22 protein-coding genes, 1 pseudogene and 1 other annotated feature are annotated in these 21,753 nt (G+C 52.1%); of the genes and pseudogenes, 12 read left to right on the top strand and 11 right to left on the bottom strand.

Annotation, left to right across the window (positions count from 1 at the left end):
• Window positions 1–50: 50 nt before the first annotated feature.
• The 4 genes from LA337_10330 to topA form a co-directional block, all read right to left on the bottom strand.
• Window positions 51–221: a hypothetical protein gene (locus tag LA337_10330; protein UBI18047.1), complete on the bottom strand. Its 171-nt coding sequence runs from the start codon at window positions 219–221 to the stop codon at window positions 51–53.
• A gap of 3 nt (window positions 222–224) precedes the next feature.
• Window positions 225–365 (bottom strand): YmiA family putative membrane protein, encoded by a 141-nt coding sequence (locus tag LA337_10325; GenBank protein ID UBI18046.1) that lies wholly within the window; start codon window positions 363–365, stop codon window positions 225–227.
• A gap of 313 nt (window positions 366–678) precedes the next feature.
• Window positions 679–1,653 (bottom strand): HTH-type transcriptional regulator CysB, encoded by a 975-nt coding sequence (gene cysB, locus LA337_10320; GenBank protein ID UBI18045.1) that lies wholly within the window; start codon window positions 1,651–1,653, stop codon window positions 679–681.
• Window positions 1,654–1,861: 208 nt separating this feature from the next.
• Window positions 1,862–4,459, bottom strand: a complete 2,598-nt coding sequence (topA, locus tag LA337_10315; GenBank protein UBI18044.1) for a type I DNA topoisomerase — start codon at window positions 4,457–4,459, stop codon at window positions 1,862–1,864.
• A gap of 398 nt (window positions 4,460–4,857) precedes the next feature.
• On the opposite strand from topA, the gene LA337_10310 reads away from it, so the two are divergent.
• Entirely contained in the window at window positions 4,858–5,109 is a 252-nt protein-coding gene (locus LA337_10310) for a YciN family protein (GenBank protein ID UBI18043.1), read from the top strand.
• A gap of 53 nt (window positions 5,110–5,162) precedes the next feature.
• On the opposite strand, the gene sohB is transcribed toward LA337_10310, so the two are convergent.
• Window positions 5,163–6,209 carry a protease SohB gene (sohB, locus tag LA337_10305; protein UBI18042.1) on the bottom strand — a complete coding sequence of 349 codons (1,047 nt, stop codon included), beginning with the start codon at window positions 6,207–6,209 and terminating at the stop codon, window positions 5,163–5,165.
• A 220-nt stretch (window positions 6,210–6,429) separates the two neighbouring features.
• On the opposite strand from sohB, the gene LA337_10300 reads away from it, so the two are divergent.
• Window positions 6,430–7,191: a YciK family oxidoreductase gene (locus LA337_10300; protein UBI18041.1), complete on the top strand. Its 762-nt coding sequence runs from the start codon at window positions 6,430–6,432 to the stop codon at window positions 7,189–7,191.
• Window positions 7,188–7,778 (top strand): cob(I)yrinic acid a,c-diamide adenosyltransferase, encoded by a 591-nt coding sequence (gene cobO, locus LA337_10295; GenBank protein ID UBI18040.1) that lies wholly within the window; start codon window positions 7,188–7,190, stop codon window positions 7,776–7,778. The genes LA337_10300 and cobO overlap by 4 nt, the downstream gene beginning before the upstream one ends.
• 82 nt (window positions 7,779–7,860) lie before the next feature.
• Here the strand turns inward: cobO and rluB are convergent, their stop codons facing one another.
• The 3 genes from rluB to yciV form a co-directional block, all read right to left on the bottom strand.
• The gene (gene rluB, locus LA337_10290; GenBank protein UBI18039.1) at window positions 7,861–8,736 is read right to left on the bottom strand and encodes a 23S rRNA pseudouridine(2605) synthase RluB; all 876 of its coding nucleotides are present in this window, start codon (window positions 8,734–8,736) and stop codon (window positions 7,861–7,863) included.
• A gap of 100 nt (window positions 8,737–8,836) precedes the next feature.
• A complete protein-coding gene (locus tag LA337_10285) occupies window positions 8,837–9,457 on the bottom strand; it encodes a threonylcarbamoyl-AMP synthase (GenBank protein UBI18038.1) in 621 nt (206 codons plus the stop codon).
• A complete protein-coding gene (gene yciV, locus LA337_10280) occupies window positions 9,454–10,332 on the bottom strand; it encodes a 5'-3' exoribonuclease (protein UBI18037.1) in 879 nt (292 codons plus the stop codon). The genes LA337_10285 and yciV overlap by 4 nt, the downstream gene beginning before the upstream one ends.
• 135 nt (window positions 10,333–10,467) lie before the next feature.
• Between yciV and trpL the strand changes: the two genes are divergently transcribed.
• From trpL to trpA, 6 genes are all read left to right on the top strand, one after another.
• Window positions 10,468–10,512, top strand: a complete 45-nt coding sequence (gene trpL, locus LA337_10275) for a trp operon leader peptide (protein UBI18439.1) — start codon at window positions 10,468–10,470, stop codon at window positions 10,510–10,512.
• Window positions 10,489–10,583, top strand: a sequence feature (Trp leader region). It overlaps the preceding gene by 24 nt.
• Before the next feature lie 23 nt (window positions 10,584–10,606).
• Window positions 10,607–12,169 (top strand): anthranilate synthase component 1, encoded by a 1,563-nt coding sequence (locus tag LA337_10270; protein UBI18036.1) that lies wholly within the window; start codon window positions 10,607–10,609, stop codon window positions 12,167–12,169.
• Entirely contained in the window at window positions 12,169–13,764 is a 1,596-nt protein-coding gene (gene trpD / locus LA337_10265; protein ID UBI18035.1) for a bifunctional anthranilate synthase glutamate amidotransferase component TrpG/anthranilate phosphoribosyltransferase TrpD, read from the top strand. The genes LA337_10270 and trpD overlap by 1 nt, the downstream gene beginning before the upstream one ends.
• A gap of 3 nt (window positions 13,765–13,767) precedes the next feature.
• Window positions 13,768–15,126 carry a bifunctional indole-3-glycerol-phosphate synthase TrpC/phosphoribosylanthranilate isomerase TrpF gene (trpCF, locus tag LA337_10260; GenBank protein UBI18438.1) on the top strand — a complete coding sequence of 453 codons (1,359 nt, stop codon included), beginning with the start codon at window positions 13,768–13,770 and terminating at the stop codon, window positions 15,124–15,126.
• Window positions 15,127–15,136: 10 nt separating this feature from the next.
• On the top strand, window positions 15,137–16,330 hold the full coding sequence (gene trpB / locus LA337_10255; protein ID UBI18034.1) for a tryptophan synthase subunit beta: 1,194 nt from the start codon (window positions 15,137–15,139) through the stop codon (window positions 16,328–16,330).
• Window positions 16,330–17,136 carry a tryptophan synthase subunit alpha gene (gene trpA, locus LA337_10250; GenBank protein ID UBI18033.1) on the top strand — a complete coding sequence of 269 codons (807 nt, stop codon included), beginning with the start codon at window positions 16,330–16,332 and terminating at the stop codon, window positions 17,134–17,136. The genes trpB and trpA overlap by 1 nt, the downstream gene beginning before the upstream one ends.
• Window positions 17,137–17,168: 32 nt before the next feature.
• Here the strand turns inward: trpA and LA337_10245 are convergent, their stop codons facing one another.
• The 3 genes from LA337_10245 to ompW all read right to left on the bottom strand — a co-directional run bounded on the left by LA337_10245 (window position 17,169) and on the right by ompW (window position 19,874).
• Window positions 17,169–18,641, bottom strand: a complete 1,473-nt coding sequence (locus LA337_10245) for a GGDEF domain-containing protein (protein UBI18032.1) — start codon at window positions 18,639–18,641, stop codon at window positions 17,169–17,171.
• 185 nt (window positions 18,642–18,826) lie between these two features.
• Window positions 18,827–19,102 carry a hypothetical protein gene (locus tag LA337_10240; protein ID UBI18031.1) on the bottom strand — a complete coding sequence of 92 codons (276 nt, stop codon included), beginning with the start codon at window positions 19,100–19,102 and terminating at the stop codon, window positions 18,827–18,829.
• A gap of 133 nt (window positions 19,103–19,235) precedes the next feature.
• Complete coding sequence (gene ompW / locus LA337_10235) at window positions 19,236–19,874, bottom strand: outer membrane protein OmpW (protein ID UBI18030.1); 639 nt, start codon at window positions 19,872–19,874, stop codon at window positions 19,236–19,238.
• Window positions 19,875–20,157: 283 nt separating this feature from the next.
• Here ompW and LA337_10230 point away from each other — a divergent pair.
• The 3 genes and pseudogenes from LA337_10230 to LA337_10220 all read left to right on the top strand — a co-directional run bounded on the left by LA337_10230 (window position 20,158) and on the right by LA337_10220 (window position 21,609).
• Window positions 20,158–20,244, top strand: a pseudogene (locus tag LA337_10230) (YkgJ family cysteine cluster protein).
• Window positions 20,245–20,272: 28 nt separating this feature from the next.
• Window positions 20,273–21,016 carry an envelope biogenesis factor ElyC gene (locus tag LA337_10225; protein UBI18029.1) on the top strand — a complete coding sequence of 248 codons (744 nt, stop codon included), beginning with the start codon at window positions 20,273–20,275 and terminating at the stop codon, window positions 21,014–21,016.
• A gap of 53 nt (window positions 21,017–21,069) precedes the next feature.
• Window positions 21,070–21,609: a septation protein A gene (locus tag LA337_10220; GenBank protein ID UBI18028.1), complete on the top strand. Its 540-nt coding sequence runs from the start codon at window positions 21,070–21,072 to the stop codon at window positions 21,607–21,609.
• Window positions 21,610–21,753 lie beyond the last annotated feature (144 nt).

Here is a 21,753-nt window from a genome sequence, read left to right as displayed (position 1 = left end):
AGTAGAGATACGAGACGGTGGGCTAATAATAGTAATAAAAAACATATCAATTATTGTTTCTGTTCATCATCATCAGCAAACAGATCGATAAAGGCCCGCTGTTCAGGAGAGAGTTTCCAGGTCACAGGAATATTCGGCTTATTCTCTGCGTCGCGTTGACTCTCATGTTCACGAGAGTCAGGAGATGGCGTTGCGGTGGAGCGTTGTTCCGGTGTGGACATCACCTACTCCCACACATTCCAGGCCACGAGCGCGACGATGATCCAGAATATCGCAGAGCCAAGAAACACAGCGAACCAGGCTTTACGTTTCATTGCGGGATCCCGGCGTGCTGGCTGGTTTCCTGAAGGCATCGCTAACCTCATACTATCGAAATCACTTATCATTTAGGCACCAAACAATTGGTACAATTAATCATCAGATAGGAGGAATCCTAATAAAAAAGGTGAAAAAAAGCCAGATAATTTTCGTGCTCGACCTGATAAATAAATTAATAGTTTGATCGGTTATAAATATTTGTGAAGGATTTTTGGCGCGCTTAGTAATTTGAAACTACTTTAGTGAGACTTCACCATAAACAATATACGGTTAATATAGAGATGAAAAATAATGAATAGTTCAGATTCTGTCGTCGGTATCGATTTATGTTTAAGGATACCGACGAGGTTACAGTCGTTATTATTTCTCAGGTAATTTAATATCTTTAAACATGGCTTCAATATCGTCGTTGGAACGCAGCGCCACCGCCGTATCCACCACATCACGCGTCAGATGCGGTGCGAAACGTTGAATAAAATCATACATGTAACTGCGTAAAAAGGTGCTGCGACGAAAACCAATTTTGGTGGTGCTATGGCTGAAAATGTCATGCGCATCAACGCGAACCAGGTCAGGGTCGGACACAGGATCAACCGCCATACTGGCAATGACCCCCACGCCGAGACCCAAACGGACATAGGTCTTGATGACATCGGCATCGGTCGCGGTAAAAACAATGCGCGGCTCCAGTCCGGCACGATTGAACGCGGTGTCCAGCTCCGAACGCCCGGTAAATCCAAAGGTGTAGGTCACCAGTGGATACTGCGCCAGTTCCTCAATAGATACGGAAGATTTGCCCGCCAACGGATGGTCCGGCGTAACGACAATCGAACGGTTCCAGTGGTAGCAAGGCAGCATCACCAGGTCGTCATACAGGTGCAAAGCTTCCGTCGCGATAGCAAAATCTGCATTCCCTTTCGAGACGGCTTCGGCGATTTGCGTCGGCGATCCTTGATGCATATGCAATGAGACGCGAGGATAACGTTCAATAAAGCCTTTAATCACGTTTGGTAGCGCGTAACGCGCCTGAGTGTGGGTAGTAGCGATATACAATGAGCCTTTGTCCGGCCAGGTATGTTCGCCAGCTACGGACTTAATGGCCTCGACCTTGGACAAAACTTCGCGCGCAATACGAATAACTTCCTGTCCCGCTGGCGTAACCTGGGTCAGGTGCTTACCGCTACGGGCAAAAATCTGGATGCCAAGCTCATCTTCCAGCATGCGAACTTGCTTACTGATACCTGGCTGGGAGGTATAAAGCCCTTCCGCGGTTGAGGAGACATTAAGGTTGTGGTTCACCACCTCAACAATGTAGCGAAGCTGCTGTAATTTCATGTTAAGCCATCCCGATTTGCGCCATCAAATCATCGTTTCAGAGCAGGCTCGTTGGCGCTGCTAATACGATTTAATAATAAAAAGTGTGTTAACTATAACCACTATATCATTTCTATGTGAGCTGTATAGTGATGAAAAAAAATAATACGCCAGAAACAAAAAGGGCCGCTTACGCGACCCTTTGAGGAGAAATTCAGCCAGAATGCTGTTATTTCTTCCCTTCTACCCATTTGCCATCAACGAAGAACGCGGACCAGCCGGTAGCCTTACCGTCTTTCTCAGCGGCAACATATTGCTGCTTAGTTTTACGGCTGAAACGAACCATGGACTTGTTGCCGTCTGGATCGGTCTGCGGCGCATCTGCCAGATAGCGCAGTTTTTCCGGCAGACGATCGCGGAAACGGTACAACTCTTCCACTAACGGCGCACGGGTCTCACGTGATTTCGGGAACGTATTTGCCGCCAGGAAGATACCCGCAGCACCATCACGTAACACGAAATACGCGTCAGATTTTTCACACGGCAGTTCTGGCAACGGAACCGGATCCTCTTTCGGCGGAGCGACTTCACCGTTACGCAGGATCTTACGGGTATTTTTGCACTCGTCGTTGGTACACGCCATGTACTTACCGAAACGTCCCATTTTCAGGTGCATTTCAGAGCCACATTTCTCGCACTCAACGATAGGACCGTCATAACCCTTGATACGGAATTCACCCTCTTCGATCTCATAGCCGTCGCAGGTAGGGTTATTACCACATACATGCAGCTTGCGCTTAGGATCGATAAGGTAGCTGTCCATCGCCGTGCCGCACTTCTGGCAGCGTCGTTTGGCGCGCAGCGCGTTCGTTTCCGCATCGTCGCCTTCCAGCACGTTCAGCACTTCGTTTTCCGGCACCAGGTTAATGGTGGTTTTGCAACGCTCTTTTGGGGAAAGCGCGTAGCCGGAACAACCAAGGAAAACGCCGGTACTGGCGGTACGAATACCCATCTTGCGTCCGCAGGTTGGGCAATCAATACTGGTCAGCACCATCTGGTTCGGACGCATACCGCCTTCTTCAGGGTCTTTCTCAGCTTTATCCAGTTGCTGAGTAAAATCAGTGAAGAAGTTGTCGAGTACGCCCTTCCATTCGGCTTCGTGATTTGCCACCTGGTCGAGACTGTCTTCCATCTGCGCGGTAAAATCGTAGTTCATCAGTTCGCGGAAGTTTTCTTCCAGACGATCGGTGACGATTTCACCCATTTTTTCAGCATAGAAACGACGGTTCTCAACGCGAACATAACCGCGATCCTGAATCGTAGAGATGATCGACGCATACGTGGATGGGCGACCAATGCCACGTTTTTCCAGCTCTTTAACCAGCGAAGCTTCGCTGAAGCGCGCAGGCGGTTTGGTAAAGTGTTGCGCTGGCGTCAGTTCGATAAGCGTCAACGTATCGCCTTTATCTACCGCCGGTAAAATGCGATCTTCATCGCCCTTACGCAGCGCAGGCATTACTTTGGTCCAGCCATCGAAGCGCAGAATACGGCCACGCGCCTTCAGACGGAAATCACCCGCGCCCACGGTCAGCGTGGTGGAGTCATATTTGGCTGGCGTCATCTGACAGGCAACAAACTGGCGCCAGATCAGCTGATACAGTTTCTGCGCATCGGCTTCCATATCTTTCAGCGATTCCGCCTGTACGGCGACATCAGAAGGACGGATAGCTTCGTGCGCTTCCTGCGAATTTTCTTTGCTGGCGTACTGGTTCGCGCTCTCCGGCAGATACTTGTTGCCAAAATTATCGCCGATGTACTCGCGAACCATGTTCACCGCATCCTGGCTCAGGTTGGTTGAGTCAGTACGCATATACGTGATGTAGCCCGCTTCATACAAGCGCTGCGCCATCATCATTGTTTTCTTCACGCCGAAGCCCAGACGCGTGCTGGCAGCCTGCTGTAGCGTGGAGGTGATGAACGGCGCGCCCGGCTTGCTGCTGGTCGGCTTATCTTCACGTTCCAGGACGCTGTAGCGCGCTTTTTCCAACAAGCTAACGGCGGCAAGCGTTTGTTCCCGGTTGACCGGGCGGAACGGTTTGTCATTCTGATGCGTTACCTGAAGCGGTAACGCGTCGCCGCCTGGCGTAGTCGTGCTGGCATCAATCTCCCAGAACTCTTCTGGAACGAATGCTTTGATTTCGCGTTCACGCTCAACCACCAGACGCACAGCAACCGACTGTACGCGGCCAGCGGAAAGACCGCGCGCAATTTTTTTCCACAGCAACGGCGACACCATATAGCCCACAACACGGTCCATAAAGCGGCGCGCCTGTTGCGCATTCACACGGTCGATATTCAGTTCGCCCGGTTTTTCAAACGCCTGACGAATAGCGTTTTTGGTAATTTCGTTAAACACCACGCGGCTGTAACGGGTGTCATCGCCGCCGATCACTTCCCGCAGGTGCCACGCAATGGCTTCCCCTTCGCGGTCAAGGTCGGTTGCGAGATAGATGTGGTCTGCTTTTTCAGCCAGTTGCTTCAGTTCAGAAACAACTTTTTCTTTACCGGGCAGCACTTCATAGCGCGCGTCCCAGTTGTGCCACGGGTCAACACCCATACGGTTGACGAGAGCGCCACGTTCATCCTTTTTGGGCTTTTTAGCCGTTTTGGTGGAGGTTGAGTCGGCGCTCTTTTTAGTTGCTGAGCCACTGGTCGGCAAATCACGGATATGACCGACGCTGGATTTCACCACGTAGTCATTACCCAGATACTTGTTGATCGTTTTGGCTTTTGCCGGGGACTCAACGATGACAAGAGCTTTACCCATATTCACCTTTACCTAATTTGATTCTTCCAGAATGCGTCGCACGTTGATTCACCTTCCACTGGCGACGAGACATCGATATGGTCTCTGCGTCGGCGGATATCAACCCCTTAAACTGATTCGCGCTTGTAATGTAACTCTCATGTTACTGAGTTAACAGGCTTTTTTGCTCACAAACGCTATAGCACGACGGAGTATTGGTCGAATGTCAAGCAAATCTGTTGCCAGATTGACGAAAGCGTCACACTGTACCTGATAAAATGCGTTACGCAACTTTATTAGCATGCAAAAACAAATCTCGCCAGTTGCAATCCCCTCCTAAAGCCTTCATTTAAGTCAGGGAATATTTGCCCACAAGCCGGGCTCGGCGTAGACTAATGTCCTTGTTTAAGGAGTAAATAATGCAAAAAGACACTCAACCCATCGATCGCGAAACACTGCTGATTGAAGCCAACAAAATCATTCGTGAGCATGAGGACACGCTGGCGGGGATTGTCGCCACCGGCGTTACGCAGCGAAATGGCGTGCTGGTTTTCAGCGGAGATTACTTTTTAGACGAGCAAGGGCTACCAACGGCCAAAAGTACGGCGGTGTTTAATATGTTTAAACACCTGGCGCATGTACTTTCTGAAAAGTATCACTTGATCGATTAACGCGAGAAATGATTTGCCGGATGACGATGTTCGCGCCATCCGGCAATGTCAATTTACATCAGCGGCTTTTGACCCCGCTGCCACCAGCGCAGCAGTAAACGATCGGCGCTCTCGGCCGCACTGCCGGTAAAACGGTCCATCAGTTTTTTACGCTGCAGATAACGTACGTTAAACACTTCGCGACCTTCCATCAGGCTGAGAATCACCTCATCGCTGGTATTAATCTCATCCACCAGCCCGTTTGCCAGCGCCTGTTGCCCAAACCAGTGCTCCCCGGTGGCTACCTGCTCAATGTCCAGAGTCGGACGCATGCGCTGCACAAAATCTTTAAACAGATGATGCGTTTCGTTCAGGTCTTCGCGGAATTTCTGCCGCCCTTCTTCCGTGTTCTCGCCAAGCAGCGTCAGCGTACGCTTATACTGTCCGGCCGTGTGCAGTTCGATATCAATGTCTTTCCCTTTCAGGAAGCGGTTAAAGTTCGGGATCTGTGCCACGACGCCAATAGAGCCGACGATGGCAAACGGCGCAGAGACAATTTTATCCGCCACGCAGGCCATCATATATCCGCCGCTCGCAGCGACTTTATCCACCGTGACGGTCAGTGGGATCTGCTTATCGCGCAGGCGTTGTAACTGCGACGCGGCCAGGCCATAGCCGTGTACCACACCGCCCGGGCTTTCCAGACGAACCACTACCTGATCCTGAGGTTTAACGACCGCCAGCACCGCCGTCACCTCTTCGCGTAATGCGCTAACCTCATGGGCATCCATACTGCCTTTAAAATCAAGTACCCATACACGCGGTTTATCAGATGACGTGCTGTCTCCCTGTTTTGCTTTAGCTTTGGCAGCCTTAGCCTCTTGCTTATGTTTCTTTTTCTGCGCCTTATGCCAGAACTTTTGTTGATGCCCATCCAATAGGGCCAGCGACAGGTCTTCTTTCATCTCTTTATATTGATCGCTGAGATTAATAACCCGCAATTCCCCACGCTGACGTTTGCGTTGTGTCGCGTTGACGATCAGCATAACTATCACCGCAATAGCCACCACGACAGTGACAATTTTTGCCAAAAACAGCCCATATTCAGACAACAATTCCACGAGACCCACCTTGGTTAAACAACGCTACTTTCGCTCAGTGTACAACAGCCTTGTTAACCCGTCTTGTTTCATCCACCCCGCAAGGAATCAGCAAAAAGCATGACAAAGCGTTCATTTTGCGGTGTTATTGCCTTTGGCTGATTGAAAAAGAACAGGGTTTAAGGCATAAAGCCCAAAAGTTATCGCGAACGAGATGGCCAGGCGTCGCCGAGGAGTAGCCGTGCATTATCAACCTAAACAAGACCTTCTACAGGACCGTATTATTCTGGTCACCGGTGCCAGCGACGGCATCGGACGTGAGGCCGCACAAACTTATGCGCGTTACGGCGCGACCGTTATTCTGCTAGGGCGTAATGAAGAAAAGCTGCGTCAGGTTGCCCGCACCATTGCCGATGAAAACGGTACGCAACCACACTGGTTCACGCTGGATCTGCTCACCTGTACTTCTGATGAATGCCACCAGCTCGCACAGCGTATTGCCGCGCATTTCCCGCGTCTGGATGGCGTACTGCATAATGCCGGTCTACTCGGCGATATTTGTCCGATGAGTGAGCAAAACCCGCAGGTCTGGCAGGACGTGATGCAGGTAAACGTCAACGCCACCTTTATGCTGACCCAGGCATTGTTGCCGTTGTTGCTCAAATCCGATGCCGGATCGCTGGTCTTTACTTCTTCAAGCGTTGGCCGCCAGGGGCGCGCCAACTGGGGGGCGTATGCTACCTCCAAATTTGCTACCGAAGGAATGATGCAGGTTCTGGCAGATGAATATCAGAACCGTCACCTGCGCGTAAACTGTATCAATCCAGGCGGTACACGTACTGGTATGCGAGCCAGCGCGTTCCCGACGGAAGATCCGAACAAATTGAAAACCCCCGCCGATATTATGCCGCTCTACCTGTGGCTGATGGGCGATGACAGCCGCCGTAAAACCGGTATGACTTTCGATGCCCAACCGGGCCGTAAACCAGGAATTGCCCAATGAGTGAAGAACGCTATCAGCAGCGCCAGCAGCGCGTAAAAGACCGGGTTGACGCCCGTGTTGCCGCAGCGAAGGATGAGCGCGGGATTATTATTGTGTTCACCGGAAATGGTAAGGGTAAAACCACCGCTGCGTTTGGTACCGCCACGCGTGCGGTAGGCCACGGTAAAAAAGTCGGTGTGGTGCAATTTATTAAGGGTACGTGGCCAAACGGCGAACGAAACTTACTCGAACCCCACGGCGTAGAGTTTCAGGTTATGGCGACAGGATTTACCTGGGAAACGCAAAATCGCGAGTCCGACACCGCAGCCTGTATGGCCGTGTGGGAACACGGCAAGCGGATGCTGGCCGACGCTGAACTGGATATGGTGATACTGGACGAGCTGACCTATATGGTGGCATACGACTACCTGCCGCTTGAAGAGGTCATCAATGCCCTAAACGCGCGCCCTGCCCATCAAACGGTCATTATCACCGGTCGTGGATGCCATCGCGATATTCTGGAGTTAGCGGATACGGTCAGCGAACTGCGCCCGGTCAAGCACGCGTTTGAAGCGGGTGTGAAAGCCCAAATAGGAATAGATTATTGAGTGTAGGCCGGATAAGGATTTGCACCACATCCGGCTCCACGCTAACGCCTGATGGCGCTTTGCTTATCAGGCCTGGTCATGATTAACCGTTGTTGCTACGACCGCCCGGACGACGGCTGCTGCCGACCTGTGAATGGCGCTTCACCGCACGACGGATCTGATTCGCCTTCATACGGCGACGATCTTTCTCGACGGCAACTTTAGAGGTCGTTTCCGGCTTCAGTTCTACCAGCTCACGCAGATAGTTGGTCTGGGCAAGATCAAGCTCCGTCCAGCCGCCACGCGGCAGGCCTTTCGGCAGCGGGATATCACCGTAACGGACACGGATAAGACGACTTACCTGCACACCCACGGCTTCCCACAGGCGACGGACCTCACGGTTACGCCCTTCGGTCAACGTAACGTTGTACCACTGGTTGATCCCTTCACCACCGCTGAACTTGATCGTTTTAAATGCCGCAGGACCATCTTCCAGCTGCACGCCACGGCTCAGATCGCGCAGTTTTGCATCATCAACCTGACCAAACACACGTACCGCATATTCACGTTCAACTTCGCGGCTTGGGTGCATCAGACGGTTAGCCAGTTCACCATCGGTGGTAAAGAGCAGTAAACCACAGGTATTCACGTCCAGACGCCCTACGGCAATCCAGCGCGCATCGCGCAGTTTTGGCAGACGATCAAACACGGTTGGACGACCTTCCGGGTCGTTACGGGTACACAGTTCACCTTCGGGCTTGTAATAGGCCAAAACGCGGCAGATTTGCTCCGCAGACTCTTTAACCGAAATCAGATGACCGTCGATACGGATTTTCAGACCCGGAGTGACTTCAACGCGATCGCCGAGCGTGGCAATTTTGCCATCAACGCTCACGCGACCCGCGGCAATTATGGATTCAATTTCACGGCGAGAACCGTGGCCAGCGCGCGCCAGCACTTTTTGTAACTTTTCGCTCATAGAGCTTCCTTTAGATGTCGCCTTCACAGGCGTCGAACAGGAGAATCAACGGCGCCAGTCAGCGCCATTTTAAGGCCGCGTAGTATAGCGGTTCGCGTCCTTATAAGAAAGGTTTAACGTCGCCGACGCCTTCACGCAACACGACCGGAGAATCGTCGGTTAAATCGATGACCGTGGTCGGCTGCTGGCCGAGATATCCGCCGTGGATAATTAAATCCACCTGTTTCTCCAGGCGATCTTTAATTTCTTCCGGATCTGACTCGGTAAATTCGCTGCCCGGCAGCATCAGCGACGTAGAGAGCATCGGCTCGCCCAGCGCTTCCAGCAACGCCAGCGCAATGGGATTCGAGGGTACACGCAGGCCGATGGTCTTACGTTTTTCCTGCAACAGTCGACGTGGCACTTCTTTCGTCCCTTTCAGGATGAAGGTGTAGTTGCCCGGCGTGTTGTTTTTAATTAAACGAAAGGCCACGTTGTCGACAAACGAATAGGTCGACAGTTCAGACAAGTCACGGCACATCAGCGTAAAGTTGTGCCCGTCCGGCAGGTGACGAATGCGACAAATGCGCTCCATCGCGCCTTTATCTTCAATTTTGCAGCCCAACGCATAGCCGGAATCGGTTGGATAGACGATCACCCCACCTTTACGCACGATTTCAACGGCCTGATTGATCAGTCGCTGTTGTGGGTTTTCGGGATGAATATAAAAAAACTGGCTCATACTTTCCTCTCTGTGGTCTCGGGCTGTTCCCAGAGTTGCCAGACGCCTTCTACGCCTGCGGGCAACCAGAGTTTACGCCCCAGCTCAATCCATGGACAGGGTAGATGAAAATCAGACCCTTGCGATGCCCACAGTTGATGCGAACGCGCAAGCGTCGCCAGATGGGTGCGTTCATTGGGAGACTGCTGGCACTGTGCCACTTCCATCGCGTCGCCGCGATGTTCAGCAAAATGCGCAACCAGTCTTTTCAGCCACTTAGCGCTAAGATCGTACCGCCCAGGATGAGCCAGAACTGCCTTACCGCCAGAATGATGAATGACATCAATAGCTTGTTCTATTGTACACCACTGTGGCGGAACGTAACCGGTTTTCCCACGGGCAAGATATTTTTTAAAGACATCCGCCATGGTTGTGGCTTTTCCGCATTCCACCAGAAAACGCGCAAAATGGCCCCGGGTAACCGCCCCGCCATCAGCAAGACGTAACGCCCCTTCCCACGCCCCGGGAATATGCGCTTTATCGAGCCGTTCGGCAATCAGGCGTGCGCGCTGCTGACGACGTTCCGTTTGTTGCGCCAGAAAATCGCGCATCATTGGATGGGCGGTATCAATGTTCAGACCCACTATATGGATCTCATGATTTTCCCAGACCGTTGATATTTCGACGCCGGGGATCAAATTTAACGCTAAACCCGAACGTGAAATTTCTTCTCTTGCCGCCGCAATACCCGCCGTGGTGTCATGATCGGTGATCGCCAGTGTACCGACTCGCATCTCTACCGCACGGTGTACTAAGGCTTCTGGCGTTAATCGTCCATCGGAGGCTGTAGTATGACTGTGCAGGTCATAAATCACTGCGTAATTCGTGTCGCTCAAGGCGGCTCCCGTTTCAATAAATGTCTTAACACGCTCATCATAGCGGTTTCGACAAATATACTGAAATCAGGTGTTGACTTTATTCCATCGAACTAGTTAACTAGTACGCAAGTTCACATGAAGAAGGTATCTGAGATGAAAGCAACATTTTTTCTGCACGGTTGGTGGCGCACTTCCTGATTTCGGGCAGTGTCTTACGTCTGCAATATGCAACCAGATACCCGGCCCGCCAAATGAGCGGGCTTTTTTTTGAACAAAATTAATGAGAATAACGATGCAAACTCAAAAACCGACACTCGAACTGCTAGCCTGCGATGCCGCCTACCGTGAAAATCCAACGGCGCTGTTTCACCAGGTGTGTGGCGCACGCCCGGCCACGCTGCTGCTGGAATCTGCCGATATCGACAGCAAAGACGATCTGAAAAGCCTGCTGCTGGTCGACAGCGCATTACGCATTACCGCCCTCGGTGACGCTGTCACTATTCAGGCATTATCCGCAAACGGCGCATCGCTGCTGCCCCTGCTGGATGCCGCTCTGCCAGCTGGCGTTGAGAACGAACAACAACCAAATGGCCGTCATCTGCGATTCCCTGCCGTCAGCCCGCTGCTTGATGAAGACGCTCGCTTATGCTCCCTTTCCGTATTTGATGCTTTCCGTTTATTGCAGGAGCTGGTTAATGTTCCTGCGCAAGAACGTGAAGCCATGTTCTTTGGCGGTCTGTTTTCCTACGACCTGGTTGCCGGTTTTGAAGAGTTACCACAACTTGAAGCGGGCAACCGTTGCCCTGACTACTGCTTCTATCTGGCTGAAACGCTGATGGTGATCGACCACCAGAAGAAAAGTACCCGCATTCAGGCCAGCGTATTTACCCCTGACGATGTAGAAAAACAGCGACTCAACGCCCGACTGGCGCAGTTGAGCCAGCAGCTTACCGAGCCTGCGCCGCCGCTGCCCGTCACTGAAGTCCCGCAGATGCGCTGTGAATGCAATCAGAGCGATGAAGAATTTGGCGCCGTGGTGCGTGGGATGCAAAAAGCCATTCGCGCGGGCGAAATTTTCCAGGTTGTTCCGTCCCGCCGTTTCTCGCTGCCCTGCCCGTCACCGCTGGCAGCCTACTATGTCCTGAAGAAAAGTAACCCCAGCCCGTACATGTTTTTCATGCAGGACAACGATTTCACGCTGTTTGGCGCCTCCCCGGAAAGCTCACTGAAATACGATGCCACCAGTCGCCAGATTGAAATCTACCCGATTGCCGGAACCCGCCCACGCGGTCGTCGTGCAGACGGTTCGCTTGACCGCGATCTCGACAGCCGTATTGAGCTGGAGATGCGTACAGACCATAAAGAGCTTTCCGAGCACCTGATGCTGGTTGACCTTGCGCGTAACGACCTGGCGCGCATTTGTACGCCGGGCAGCCGCTACGTTGCTGATCTGACCAAAGTGGATCGGTACTCCTTCGTGATGCACCTGGTTTCCCGGGTAGTAGGCGAGCTGCGTAGCGATCTGGATGTGCTGCATGCTTACCGTGCCTGCATGAACATGGGCACGCTTAGCGGCGCGCCGAAGGTTCGCGCCATGCAGCTTATCGCCGAAGCCGAAGGTCGCCGCCGCGGCAGCTATGGCGGCGCGGTAGGTTACTTCACGGCCCATGGCGATCTGGACACCTGTATTGTGATTCGTTCTGCTCTCGTGGAAGACGGTATTGCCACCGTGCAGGCCGGCGCCGGGATTGTGCTGGATTCTGTTCCACAGTCTGAAGCCGATGAGACCCGTAATAAAGCACGAGCGGTTCTGCGTGCTATCGCCACCGCGCACCACGCACAGGAGACTTTCTAATGGCTGACATTCTGCTGCTCGATAATATCGACTCTTTTACTTATAACCTGGCAGATCAGCTGCGCACTAACGGTCACAACGTGGTGATTTACCGCAACCATATTCCGGCCCAGACGTTAATTGACCGCTTAGCAACCATGAAAAACCCGGTGCTGATGCTCTCTCCGGGTCCTGGTGCGCCAAGCGAAGCCGGCTGCATGCCGGAGCTGTTAACCCGCCTGCGCGGCAAACTGCCAATTATCGGCATTTGTCTGGGGCATCAGGCGATTGTTGAAGCCTATGGTGGTTATGTCGGTCAGGCTGGCGAAATCCTGCACGGCAAAGCGTCCAGCATTGAACACGACGGCCAGGCAATGTTCGCCGGTCTGGCAAATCCGCTGCCGGTGGCGCGCTACCATTCGCTGGTTGGCAGTAATGTGCCCGCCGGATTGACCATCAACGCCCACTTTAACGGCATGGTGATGGCGGTGCGTCACGACACCGATCGCGTCTGCGGCTTCCAGTTCCATCCGGAATCCATTCTGACTACCCAGGGCGCGCGTCTGCTGGAGCAAACGCTGGCCTGGGCGCAACAGAAGCTCGAACAGACCAATACGCTGCAACCCATTCTGGAGAAACTGTATCAGGCTCAGACGTTGTCTCAGCAGGAAAGCCACCAGCTGTTTTCTGCTGTGGTACGCGGTGAACTGAAGCCGGAACAACTGGCTGCAGCACTGGTGAGCATGAAAATCCGTGGTGAACACCCGAATGAAATTGCCGGTGCGGCAACCGCGCTACTGGAAAACGCCGCTCCGTTCCCGCGTCCTGATTATCTGTTTGCCGATATTGTCGGTACCGGCGGCGACGGCAGCAACAGTATCAATATTTCTACCGCCAGCGCGTTTGTTGCGGCGGCTTGCGGATTGAAAGTCGCCAAACACGGCAACCGTAGCGTATCCAGCAAATCGGGTTCTTCGGATCTGTTAGCGGCATTTGGTATCAATCTGGATATGAACGCCGATAAATCCCGTCAGGCGCTTGACGACCTCGGGGTGTGCTTCCTGTTTGCGCCGAAATATCACACCGGATTTCGCCATGCCATGCCGGTACGCCAACAGTTGAAAACCCGCACGCTCTTTAACGTGCTCGGCCCACTGATTAACCCGGCGCATCCGCCGCTGGCGCTGATCGGCGTATACAGCCCGGAACTGGTGCTGCCGATTGCCGAAACGCTGCGCGTATTGGGATATCAGCGGGCAGCCGTAGTGCACAGTGGCGGCATGGATGAGGTTTCATTGCATGCGCCGACCATTGTGGCAGAGCTGCACGATGGCGAAATCAAGAGTTATCAACTGACGGCAGAAGACTTTGGCCTGACGCCGTACCATCAGGAACAGCTGGCGGGCGGCACGCCGGAAGAAAACCGTGACATTCTTAGTCGCTTGTTACAAGGTAAAGGTGAAGCCGCTCATGAAGCTGCTGTTGCCGCAAATGTCGCCATGTTAATGCGCCTGCACGGTGAAGAAGATTTAAAAGCCAATGCGCAAACCGTGATTAATGTACTGCGCAGCGGTGCGGCCTATGACCGCGTCACTGCACTGGCAGCAAGAGGGTAAATGATGCAAACCGTTTTAGCGAAAATTGTCGCAGACAAGGCGATTTGGGTAGAAGCCCGCAAACAGCAACAACCGCTGGCCAGCTTTCAGAATGATGTTCAACCCAGCTCTCGCGATTTCTACGATGCGCTGCAGGGTGCGCGCACCGCCTTTATTCTGGAGTGCAAAAAAGCGTCTCCGTCAAAAGGCGTGATCCGCGATGACTTTGACCCGGCACAGATTGCGGGGATATATAAACATTATGCTTCCGCAATTTCCGTCCTGACCGATGAGAAATATTTCCAGGGGAGCTTTGATTTCCTGCCCATCGTCAGCCGGATCGCACCGCAGCCGATTCTGTGTAAGGATTTTATTATCGATCCATACCAGATTTACCTGGCACGTTTCTACCAGGCGGATGCCTGTCTGCTGATGCTGTCGGTGCTTGATGATGAGCAATACCGTCAACTCGCCGCCGTCGCCCATAGCCTGAAAATGGGCGTACTGACCGAAGTCAGTAACGAAGAAGAGCTGGAGCGTGCTATCGCTCTGGGCGCCAAAGTCGTTGGTATCAATAACCGTGATTTACGCGATCTGTCGATTGACCTGAATCGCACCCGCCAGTTGGCGCCGCGACTGGGTCATGGCGTAACCGTCATCAGCGAGTCCGGCATCAATACCTATGGTCAGGTGCGCGAGCTCAGCCACTTCGCCAACGGTTTTCTGATTGGCTCCGCGCTGATGTCGCACGATGATCTGCATGCCGCCGTACGTCGCGTACTCCTTGGCGAGAATAAAGTCTGCGGTTTAACCCGGGCTCAGGATGCAAACGCGGCATACGAAGCGGGCGCCATTTACGGTGGCTTGATTTTTGTGCCCACATCGCCGCGCGCGATCGGCGTTGAACAGGCGCGAGAGGTCATGACCGGCGCGCCGCTGCAATACGTCGGGGTGTTTCGCAACACAGAGATTAGCGACGTGCGTGAAATAGCGGCTGCTTTGGGACTCACTGCCGTGCAACTGCATGGTAGTGAAGACCAGATCTATATTGATGCACTACGCGATGCGCTACCCGCGCAGGTACAAATCTGGAAGGCGCTGAGCGTCAGCGAGACCTTGCCAGCCCGTGATTATCAGCATGTCGATAAATACGTATTCGACAATGGTCAGGGCGGCAGCGGTCAACGCTTCGACTGGTCACTTTTAGGCGGACAATCGCTGGATAACGTTTTACTGGCTGGCGGACTCGGCGCAGATAACTGCGTTGACGCGGCAAAAGCCGGCTGTGCCGGTCTCGATTTCAATTCTGGCGTAGAGTCACAGCCGGGCATCAAGGATGCACGTCTTTTGGCTTCGGTCTTTCAGACGCTGCGCGCATATTAAGGAAAAGGACATGACAACATTACTCAATCCATATTTTGGTGAATTTGGCGGTATGTATGTGCCACAGATTCTGATGCCTGCCCTGCGCCAGCTGGAAGAAGCTTTTGTCAGCGCGCAAAAAGATCCTGAATTTCAGGCGCAGTTTACAGACCTGCTGAAAAACTATGCTGGTCGCCCAACCGCACTGACCAAGTGCCAGAACATTACTCAAGGCACCAACACGACGCTGTATCTCAAACGTGAAGATTTACTGCACGGCGGCGCGCACAAAACCAACCAGGTGCTGGGCCAGGCGTTGCTGGCGAAGCGTATGGGTAAAACAGAGATCATCGCCGAAACCGGCGCGGGTCAGCACGGTGTTGCATCAGCTCTCGCCAGCGCACTGCTGGGGTTGAAATGCCGTATTTATATGGGTGCGAAAGACGTTGAACGCCAGTCGCCTAACGTTTTCCGTATGCGTCTTATGGGTGCTGAAGTCATCCCGGTTCACAGCGGTTCCGCAACGCTGAAAGATGCCTGTAACGAAGCGCTGCGCGACTGGTCTGGCAGCTACGATACCGCGCACTATATGCTCGGTACGGCGGCAGGTCCGCACCCCTTCCCGACCATTGTTCGTGAATTCCAGCGCATGATCGGTGAAGAAACCAAAGCACAGATCCTCGAAAAAGAGGGGCGCCTGCCGGACGCCGTTATCGCCTGCGTGGGCGGCGGTTCTAACGCTATCGGTATGTTCGCCGACTTTATTAATGAAGCCAGCGTCGGTCTGATTGGTGTAGAGCCAGGCGGTCACGGGATTGAGTCCGGGGAACATGGCGCGCCATTGAAACATGGCCGTGTCGGGATTTACTTCGGCATGAAGTCCCCCATGATGCAGACCGAAGAAGGACAGATTGAAGAGTCTTACTCTGTATCTGCGGGGCTGGACTTCCCGTCAGTCGGACCACAGCATGCGTATCTGAACAGCATTGGTCGCGCCGATTATGTTTCGATCACCGACGATGAAGCGCTGGAAGCCTTCAAAACGCTGTGTCTGCACGAGGGGATTATTCCGGCACTGGAGTCCTCCCATGCCCTGGCGCACGCATTGAAAATGATGCGTGAAAACCCGGAAAAAGAGCAGCTACTGGTGGTTAATCTCTCCGGTCGCGGCGACAAAGACATTTTCACCGTACACGATATTCTGAAAGCGCGAGGGGAAATCTGATGGAACGTTACGAAAACCTGTTTGCACAGCTGAAGGACCGCAAAGAAGGTGCTTTTGTCCCCTTCGTAACCCTGGGCGATCCGTCCGTTGAGCAGTCACTGAAAATCATTGATACGCTGATTGAAGCCGGTGCCGATGCCCTCGAGCTCGGTATTCCGTTCTCCGATCCGCTGGCTGACGGTCCAACGATTCAGGAAGCCACCCTGCGTGCGTTTGCCGCCGGCGTTACGCCGTCGCAATGCTTTGAAATGCTGGCGCTGATTCGCCAGAAGCACCCAACTATTCCCATTGGGTTGCTGATGTATGCCAACCTGGTGTTCAGTAAGGGCATCGACGAGTTTTACGCCCAGTGCGAAAAAGTAGGTGTGGATTCGGTGCTTGTAGCCGATGTTCCCGTTGAGGAATCCGCGCCATTCAGAGCTGCGGCACTGCGCCACAACATCGCACCTATTTTTATCTGTCCGCCGAACGCCGATGAAGAACTGCTGCGCCAGATTGCCTCTTACGGTCGCGGCTATACCTACCTGCTTTCGCGTGCAGGTGTTACCGGTGCGGAAAATCGTGCGGCGTTACCGCTGCATCACCTGGTCGAAAAATTGAAAGAATATGATGCGCCGCCTTCTTTACAGGGGTTCGGTATCTCTGCGCCTGAACAGGTCGCCGGTGCTATTGAAGCCGGCGCTGCTGGCGCAATTTCCGGCTCGGCGATTGTGAAAATCATTGAGAAGAATGTTGCGGTACCAGAACAAATGCTGGCTGAGCTGAACGCTTTTGTCAGCGCGATGAAAGCCGCCACCCACCAGTAAGCTACATCAACCGCCAGAAACTTCTGGCGGTTTTATCCCTCTTTCTTGTGCTTCATTTTATACATGGCGTTATCCGCATTCTGAATCGCCACATCCAATTCGCCGTTCACCTCTGCAATCCCCCACGAGACTGACAATGGCACGGTATGGCCGTCCACCACAAACACATGGCTGGTCACCTGCCCGCTAATACGTTGCGCGATCGCGAAGGCGTCATTAGCCTGCGAGCGAAACAGCAGGATCATAAATTCATCCCCGCCAGTACGGATCACAATATCGTGGCTGGTGCGGGTGTTTGACAACATCCTGTTGGCAATAATTTGCAGCGCACGATCGCCCGCCGCATGGCCCCAGGTATCATTAACGGCCTTAAACTTATTGCAGTCCAGTAGCACCACCGAACAGTGTGATAAATCACGGCGCTTAATGATGTCGAGAATTCGACGATTAAAACAGCCGGTCAGCGTATCAATATAAACTTTAAGATCGCTTTCGTTCAGCCATGACTTTAACGAGAAACTAATGATGATAAAAAAGAACGGCGCCAGCAGCATAACGATTCCTGCATGCGGGTCGCGCGCCATAAAACGGCCTAATGAAAGCGAATAGTGCAGTGCATATTTCTCCGAAAAATTGCGCACCATAAAGCGGGATTGACCGTTACATTTACCGGATAAGCAGAGACTCTCATTATTGGTTAAATTCACCAACTCCACATTCAGCTCCGGTGGAATTTGGTCGTCAAAGGCCTGAGCCAACGCTTCCTGCAATTCTGGCTTTGAATGGTCATAGACCAGATAGGCCACAATTTGGTCTGATATCTCTTTACCAGACAGATCGTAGATATAGCTCACCACGCTGTAAGCTTTTTCACCGGTAATTTTATCGGTATAAAAGTTCGTGGAACTAAGGGCTTTGTTTTTGACATTTTTCTGCAGCAGTCGGGTATAGAAATCGACCGGCGGATAGAAAAAGTTGGTGATATCCCGCGCCATTTCAGAATTAGAGAAACTGAAATTGCGCGAATCGGAAGCCATAAACCAGTAAAAATAATCTGAATTTTTGGCAATAATATAACGATGTGCATCGAAGCTGCCTGGGTTCAGCTCATTGACCATGCCGCGAATAAACTCCGCCGCCGTATACATACACAGCGCGTTGTGACCGATTTGCTGGGCAACCATTGTCCCCGTCGCCGAATGCAGCCGCTTTGGGTCGGCGTTAATTCCCCATTCATTTTCAAAGCGGGGAACAAATTGTGAAATATCGCCGCATTGTTCACCCGTTTTGATATGGTGATAGCGCTCACCAATCGCATCGGCGATCAGCTCGTTATCGTTAAAAATGTCCATCATACGCGCTTGCAGGCGGTTAACACCTTCGCTGGCTGCAGCCATCCGCTGCTCATAAATAATAAACAGAAACAATGAGGTAAATATCAACGTAATGAGCCCTGATACCAGCAGTGCCTGCCTGTTTCTGAGCTTGTCCTGCACAATCTTCACGAGTCCACCCTGATAGTTAACATATTGCCAAACCGGTTACCCGTTTATGTTGTTGCATAACTGCGCTGTACGTTGATTGAGAATAGTGACCTTCCCTAAGCTGATGAGTTAGAAGTCCGCTGTTATGCGAGCTAAAGTTACAGATTTATACAATAAAAGCACATCTTTGTTAACATAAATGCAAACTAATCATCGCCCTCAATCGGATATCCTGCCCGACGAATGGCCTCACGACAATCGCTCACGCCTGCGGCGTAGCCCGCTTCTATCTCACAAACCGGACTTGCGCTGCAAAAAGGTAGTGTAACCGGAGTCGCAATACGTTTTTCCAGTGTCTCAATTTTATCCATGTAAATCAGTAATTCACGCGCGGCACTCACGGCAAACGCTGCCGTTTGATCTTCGGTGAATGGTTCCAGAAGCGTGATTTTTTGTTGTAGCAGGTGGCGAGTCAACATCATTGTGAATGCCCTCAAAGCCAGTTTGCTTAAAGAGTAGCATTACATCGACGGGGAGAGTGGCTGGAAGAAATAAATGGGCAATAAAAAAAGCTGACCGTGGAGCGATCAGCCTTTCAGCATTTTAATCACGGACTTAGAAGCGATAACCCGCAGAGAACATAAACACCCACGGATCGAGGCGTACGCTGTCATGCTGCTGCGCGCCAGCCAGTTTGTAGCTCGCGGTGGTATCGATATCCATGTACCAGACCGACATGTTAATCAACCAGTCGCGGTTAATCAGATAGTCCATACCCACTTGCCCTGCCGCGCCCCAGGAATCTTTCAGGCTCAGGTCAGATAACCCAGTTTGTTTGCCGTTATCGTTAAAACCTTCGTCAAAGAAGGTCGTGTAGTTCACACCGACACCCACGTAAGGACGCAGTTTGCTGCTGGAATCACCGAAATACCACTGTGCCATTAAGGTCGGCGGTAAATGGTGGACGGTAGCAATGTCACCCGTTGCGGCAGTGCCAATTTTATGGCGGAACGGCGTGGCTGCCAGTAATTCAACACCGATATTGTCGGTTGCCATATAGGTGAATGTCAGACCCAACTGCGTGTTATTGCTGACATTAAAGCCACCCAGGCTTCCCAGCGTACCCCCCGCGCCTTCCGTCGGTCTGACGGTGGCAGAACCTGCACGAATAAAGAATTCTCCGGCCTCATGCGCAAATGCGTTGCCAGAGAGAAGAGTTGTTAAAGCCAATGCTGCAACTGTTAATTTTTTCATGTCCGCTCCATCGTTATGGTTATAAAAGCGGAACGAATATACCCACATTGGAGTAATAAGTGATCTAACCTGGATCACATTGACTTTGATAATTTAACATTTATTGATCCAGATTAAGTTAGAACTTGCATTCAAAATCCTGGTTAACTTAATTCAGATCAATTTTGATATATTTTCACCGCGCAAATAACTGACCTGCGTTGCCGGATGGCGATGGTTATTTGTCCGTGATGCGCAGAGAACAACCAACGTTCTTGCATGACGCTGAAGTCATAGCCAAAAATTACCGGGGCTTTACAAAGATATGCTTTTCCATACATCGCGCGATGCTGCCACTGTGGAGTTATCCAGGGTACAATTGCCCGCAAATGAACACCTGCAAAACTCAAGGAGAGTGCATGTCTATCACGGCGAAATCCGTTTACCGTGACACGGGAAACTTTTTCCGTAATCAATTCATTACCATCTTGCTGGTATCGTTGTTGTGCGCGTTTATCACAGTGGTGTTAGGGCATGCCTTTTCTCCCACCGACGCACAAATTGCGCAACTCAGTGAAGGCGATCAGTTAACCAGCAGCGTGGGCTTGTTCGATCTGGTACAGAACATGACCCCGGAGCAACAGCAAATTTTGCTACGCGCTTCCGCGGCGTCGACGTTTTCCGGCTTGATTGGTAATGCCATCCTCGCCGGGGGTGTCATCCTGATGATTCAACTGATTTCAGCCGGTCATCGGGTCAGCGCATTACGCGCCATCGGTGCCAGCGCGCCGGTTCTGCCTAAGCTGTTTATTCTGATTTTTCTGACTACTCTGCTGGTGCAAATCGGTATTATGCTGGTTGTGGTGCCGGGTATTCTGCTGGCCATCCTGCTGGCGCTCGCACCGGTGATGTTGGTACAGGACAAAATGGGTGTCTTTGCCGCTATGCGCAACAGTATGCGCCTGGCATGGTCGAATATGCGCCTGGTTGCGCCAGCAGTGATCGGTTGGCTGCTGGCAAAAACTCTGCTGTTGCTTTTTGCGCCAAGTTTTGCGGTACTTACGCCAAATGTAGGCGCGGTATTGGCGAATACGCTGAGCAATATGATCTCCGCCGTGTTGCTGATCTATTTGTTCCGCCTGTACATGCTGATTCGCCAATAAACCCTGAACGCTTCCGGGCTTGTACCCGGTGCTTTTGATGACGGAATCGAAGAATGAAGCAGTTTCTTGATTTTTTACCGCTGGTTGTCTTTTTTGCTTTTTATAAGCTCTACGACATCTATGCGGCGACCTCGGCGCTGATTGTCGCGACTGCTGTTGTTTTAATTTACAGCTGGGTTCGCTATCGCAAGGTCGAAAAGATGGCATTAATCACCTTTGTTCTGGTAGCCGTGTTCGGTGGCCTGACCATCTTCTTCCACAATGATGAATTCATTAAGTGGAAAGTAACGGTGATTTATGGACTGTTTGCCGGTGCACTGCTGGTTAGCCAGTGGGTGATGAAAAAGCCGCTGATCCAGCGCATGTTAGGCAAAGAGCTGACCCTGCCTCAGCCGGTATGGTCAAAACTTAATTTAGCCTGGGCCGTCTTCTTCATCCTGTGCGGTCTGGCGAATATCTATATTGCGTTTTGGCTACCGCAGAATATTTGGGTCAACTTTAAAGTATTCGGCCTGACCGCCCTGACTCTACTCTTTACGTTACTAAGCGGAGTCTATATTTACCGCCATCTTCCGCAGGAAGATAAATCGTAATACATGCTCGCCAGATCTACGGATCTGGCGAATTTTTATCCCCTCGCGTTCCTTATCTCCTTTAACCCGACTGACTTCCGCTCCACACGCTCCATCCCTCTGTTCTCAGCGCGTAAATTCTAGTAGCATCGCGCCTGTAATCTT

Origin of the sequence: Citrobacter europaeus (genome assembly GCA_020099315.1) — a bacterium.
Classification (GTDB): domain Bacteria; phylum Pseudomonadota; class Gammaproteobacteria; order Enterobacterales; family Enterobacteriaceae; genus Citrobacter; species Citrobacter europaeus.
Note: the sequence above shows the minus strand (reverse complement) of the source record. Positions and strands in the feature narration are given on the sequence as shown.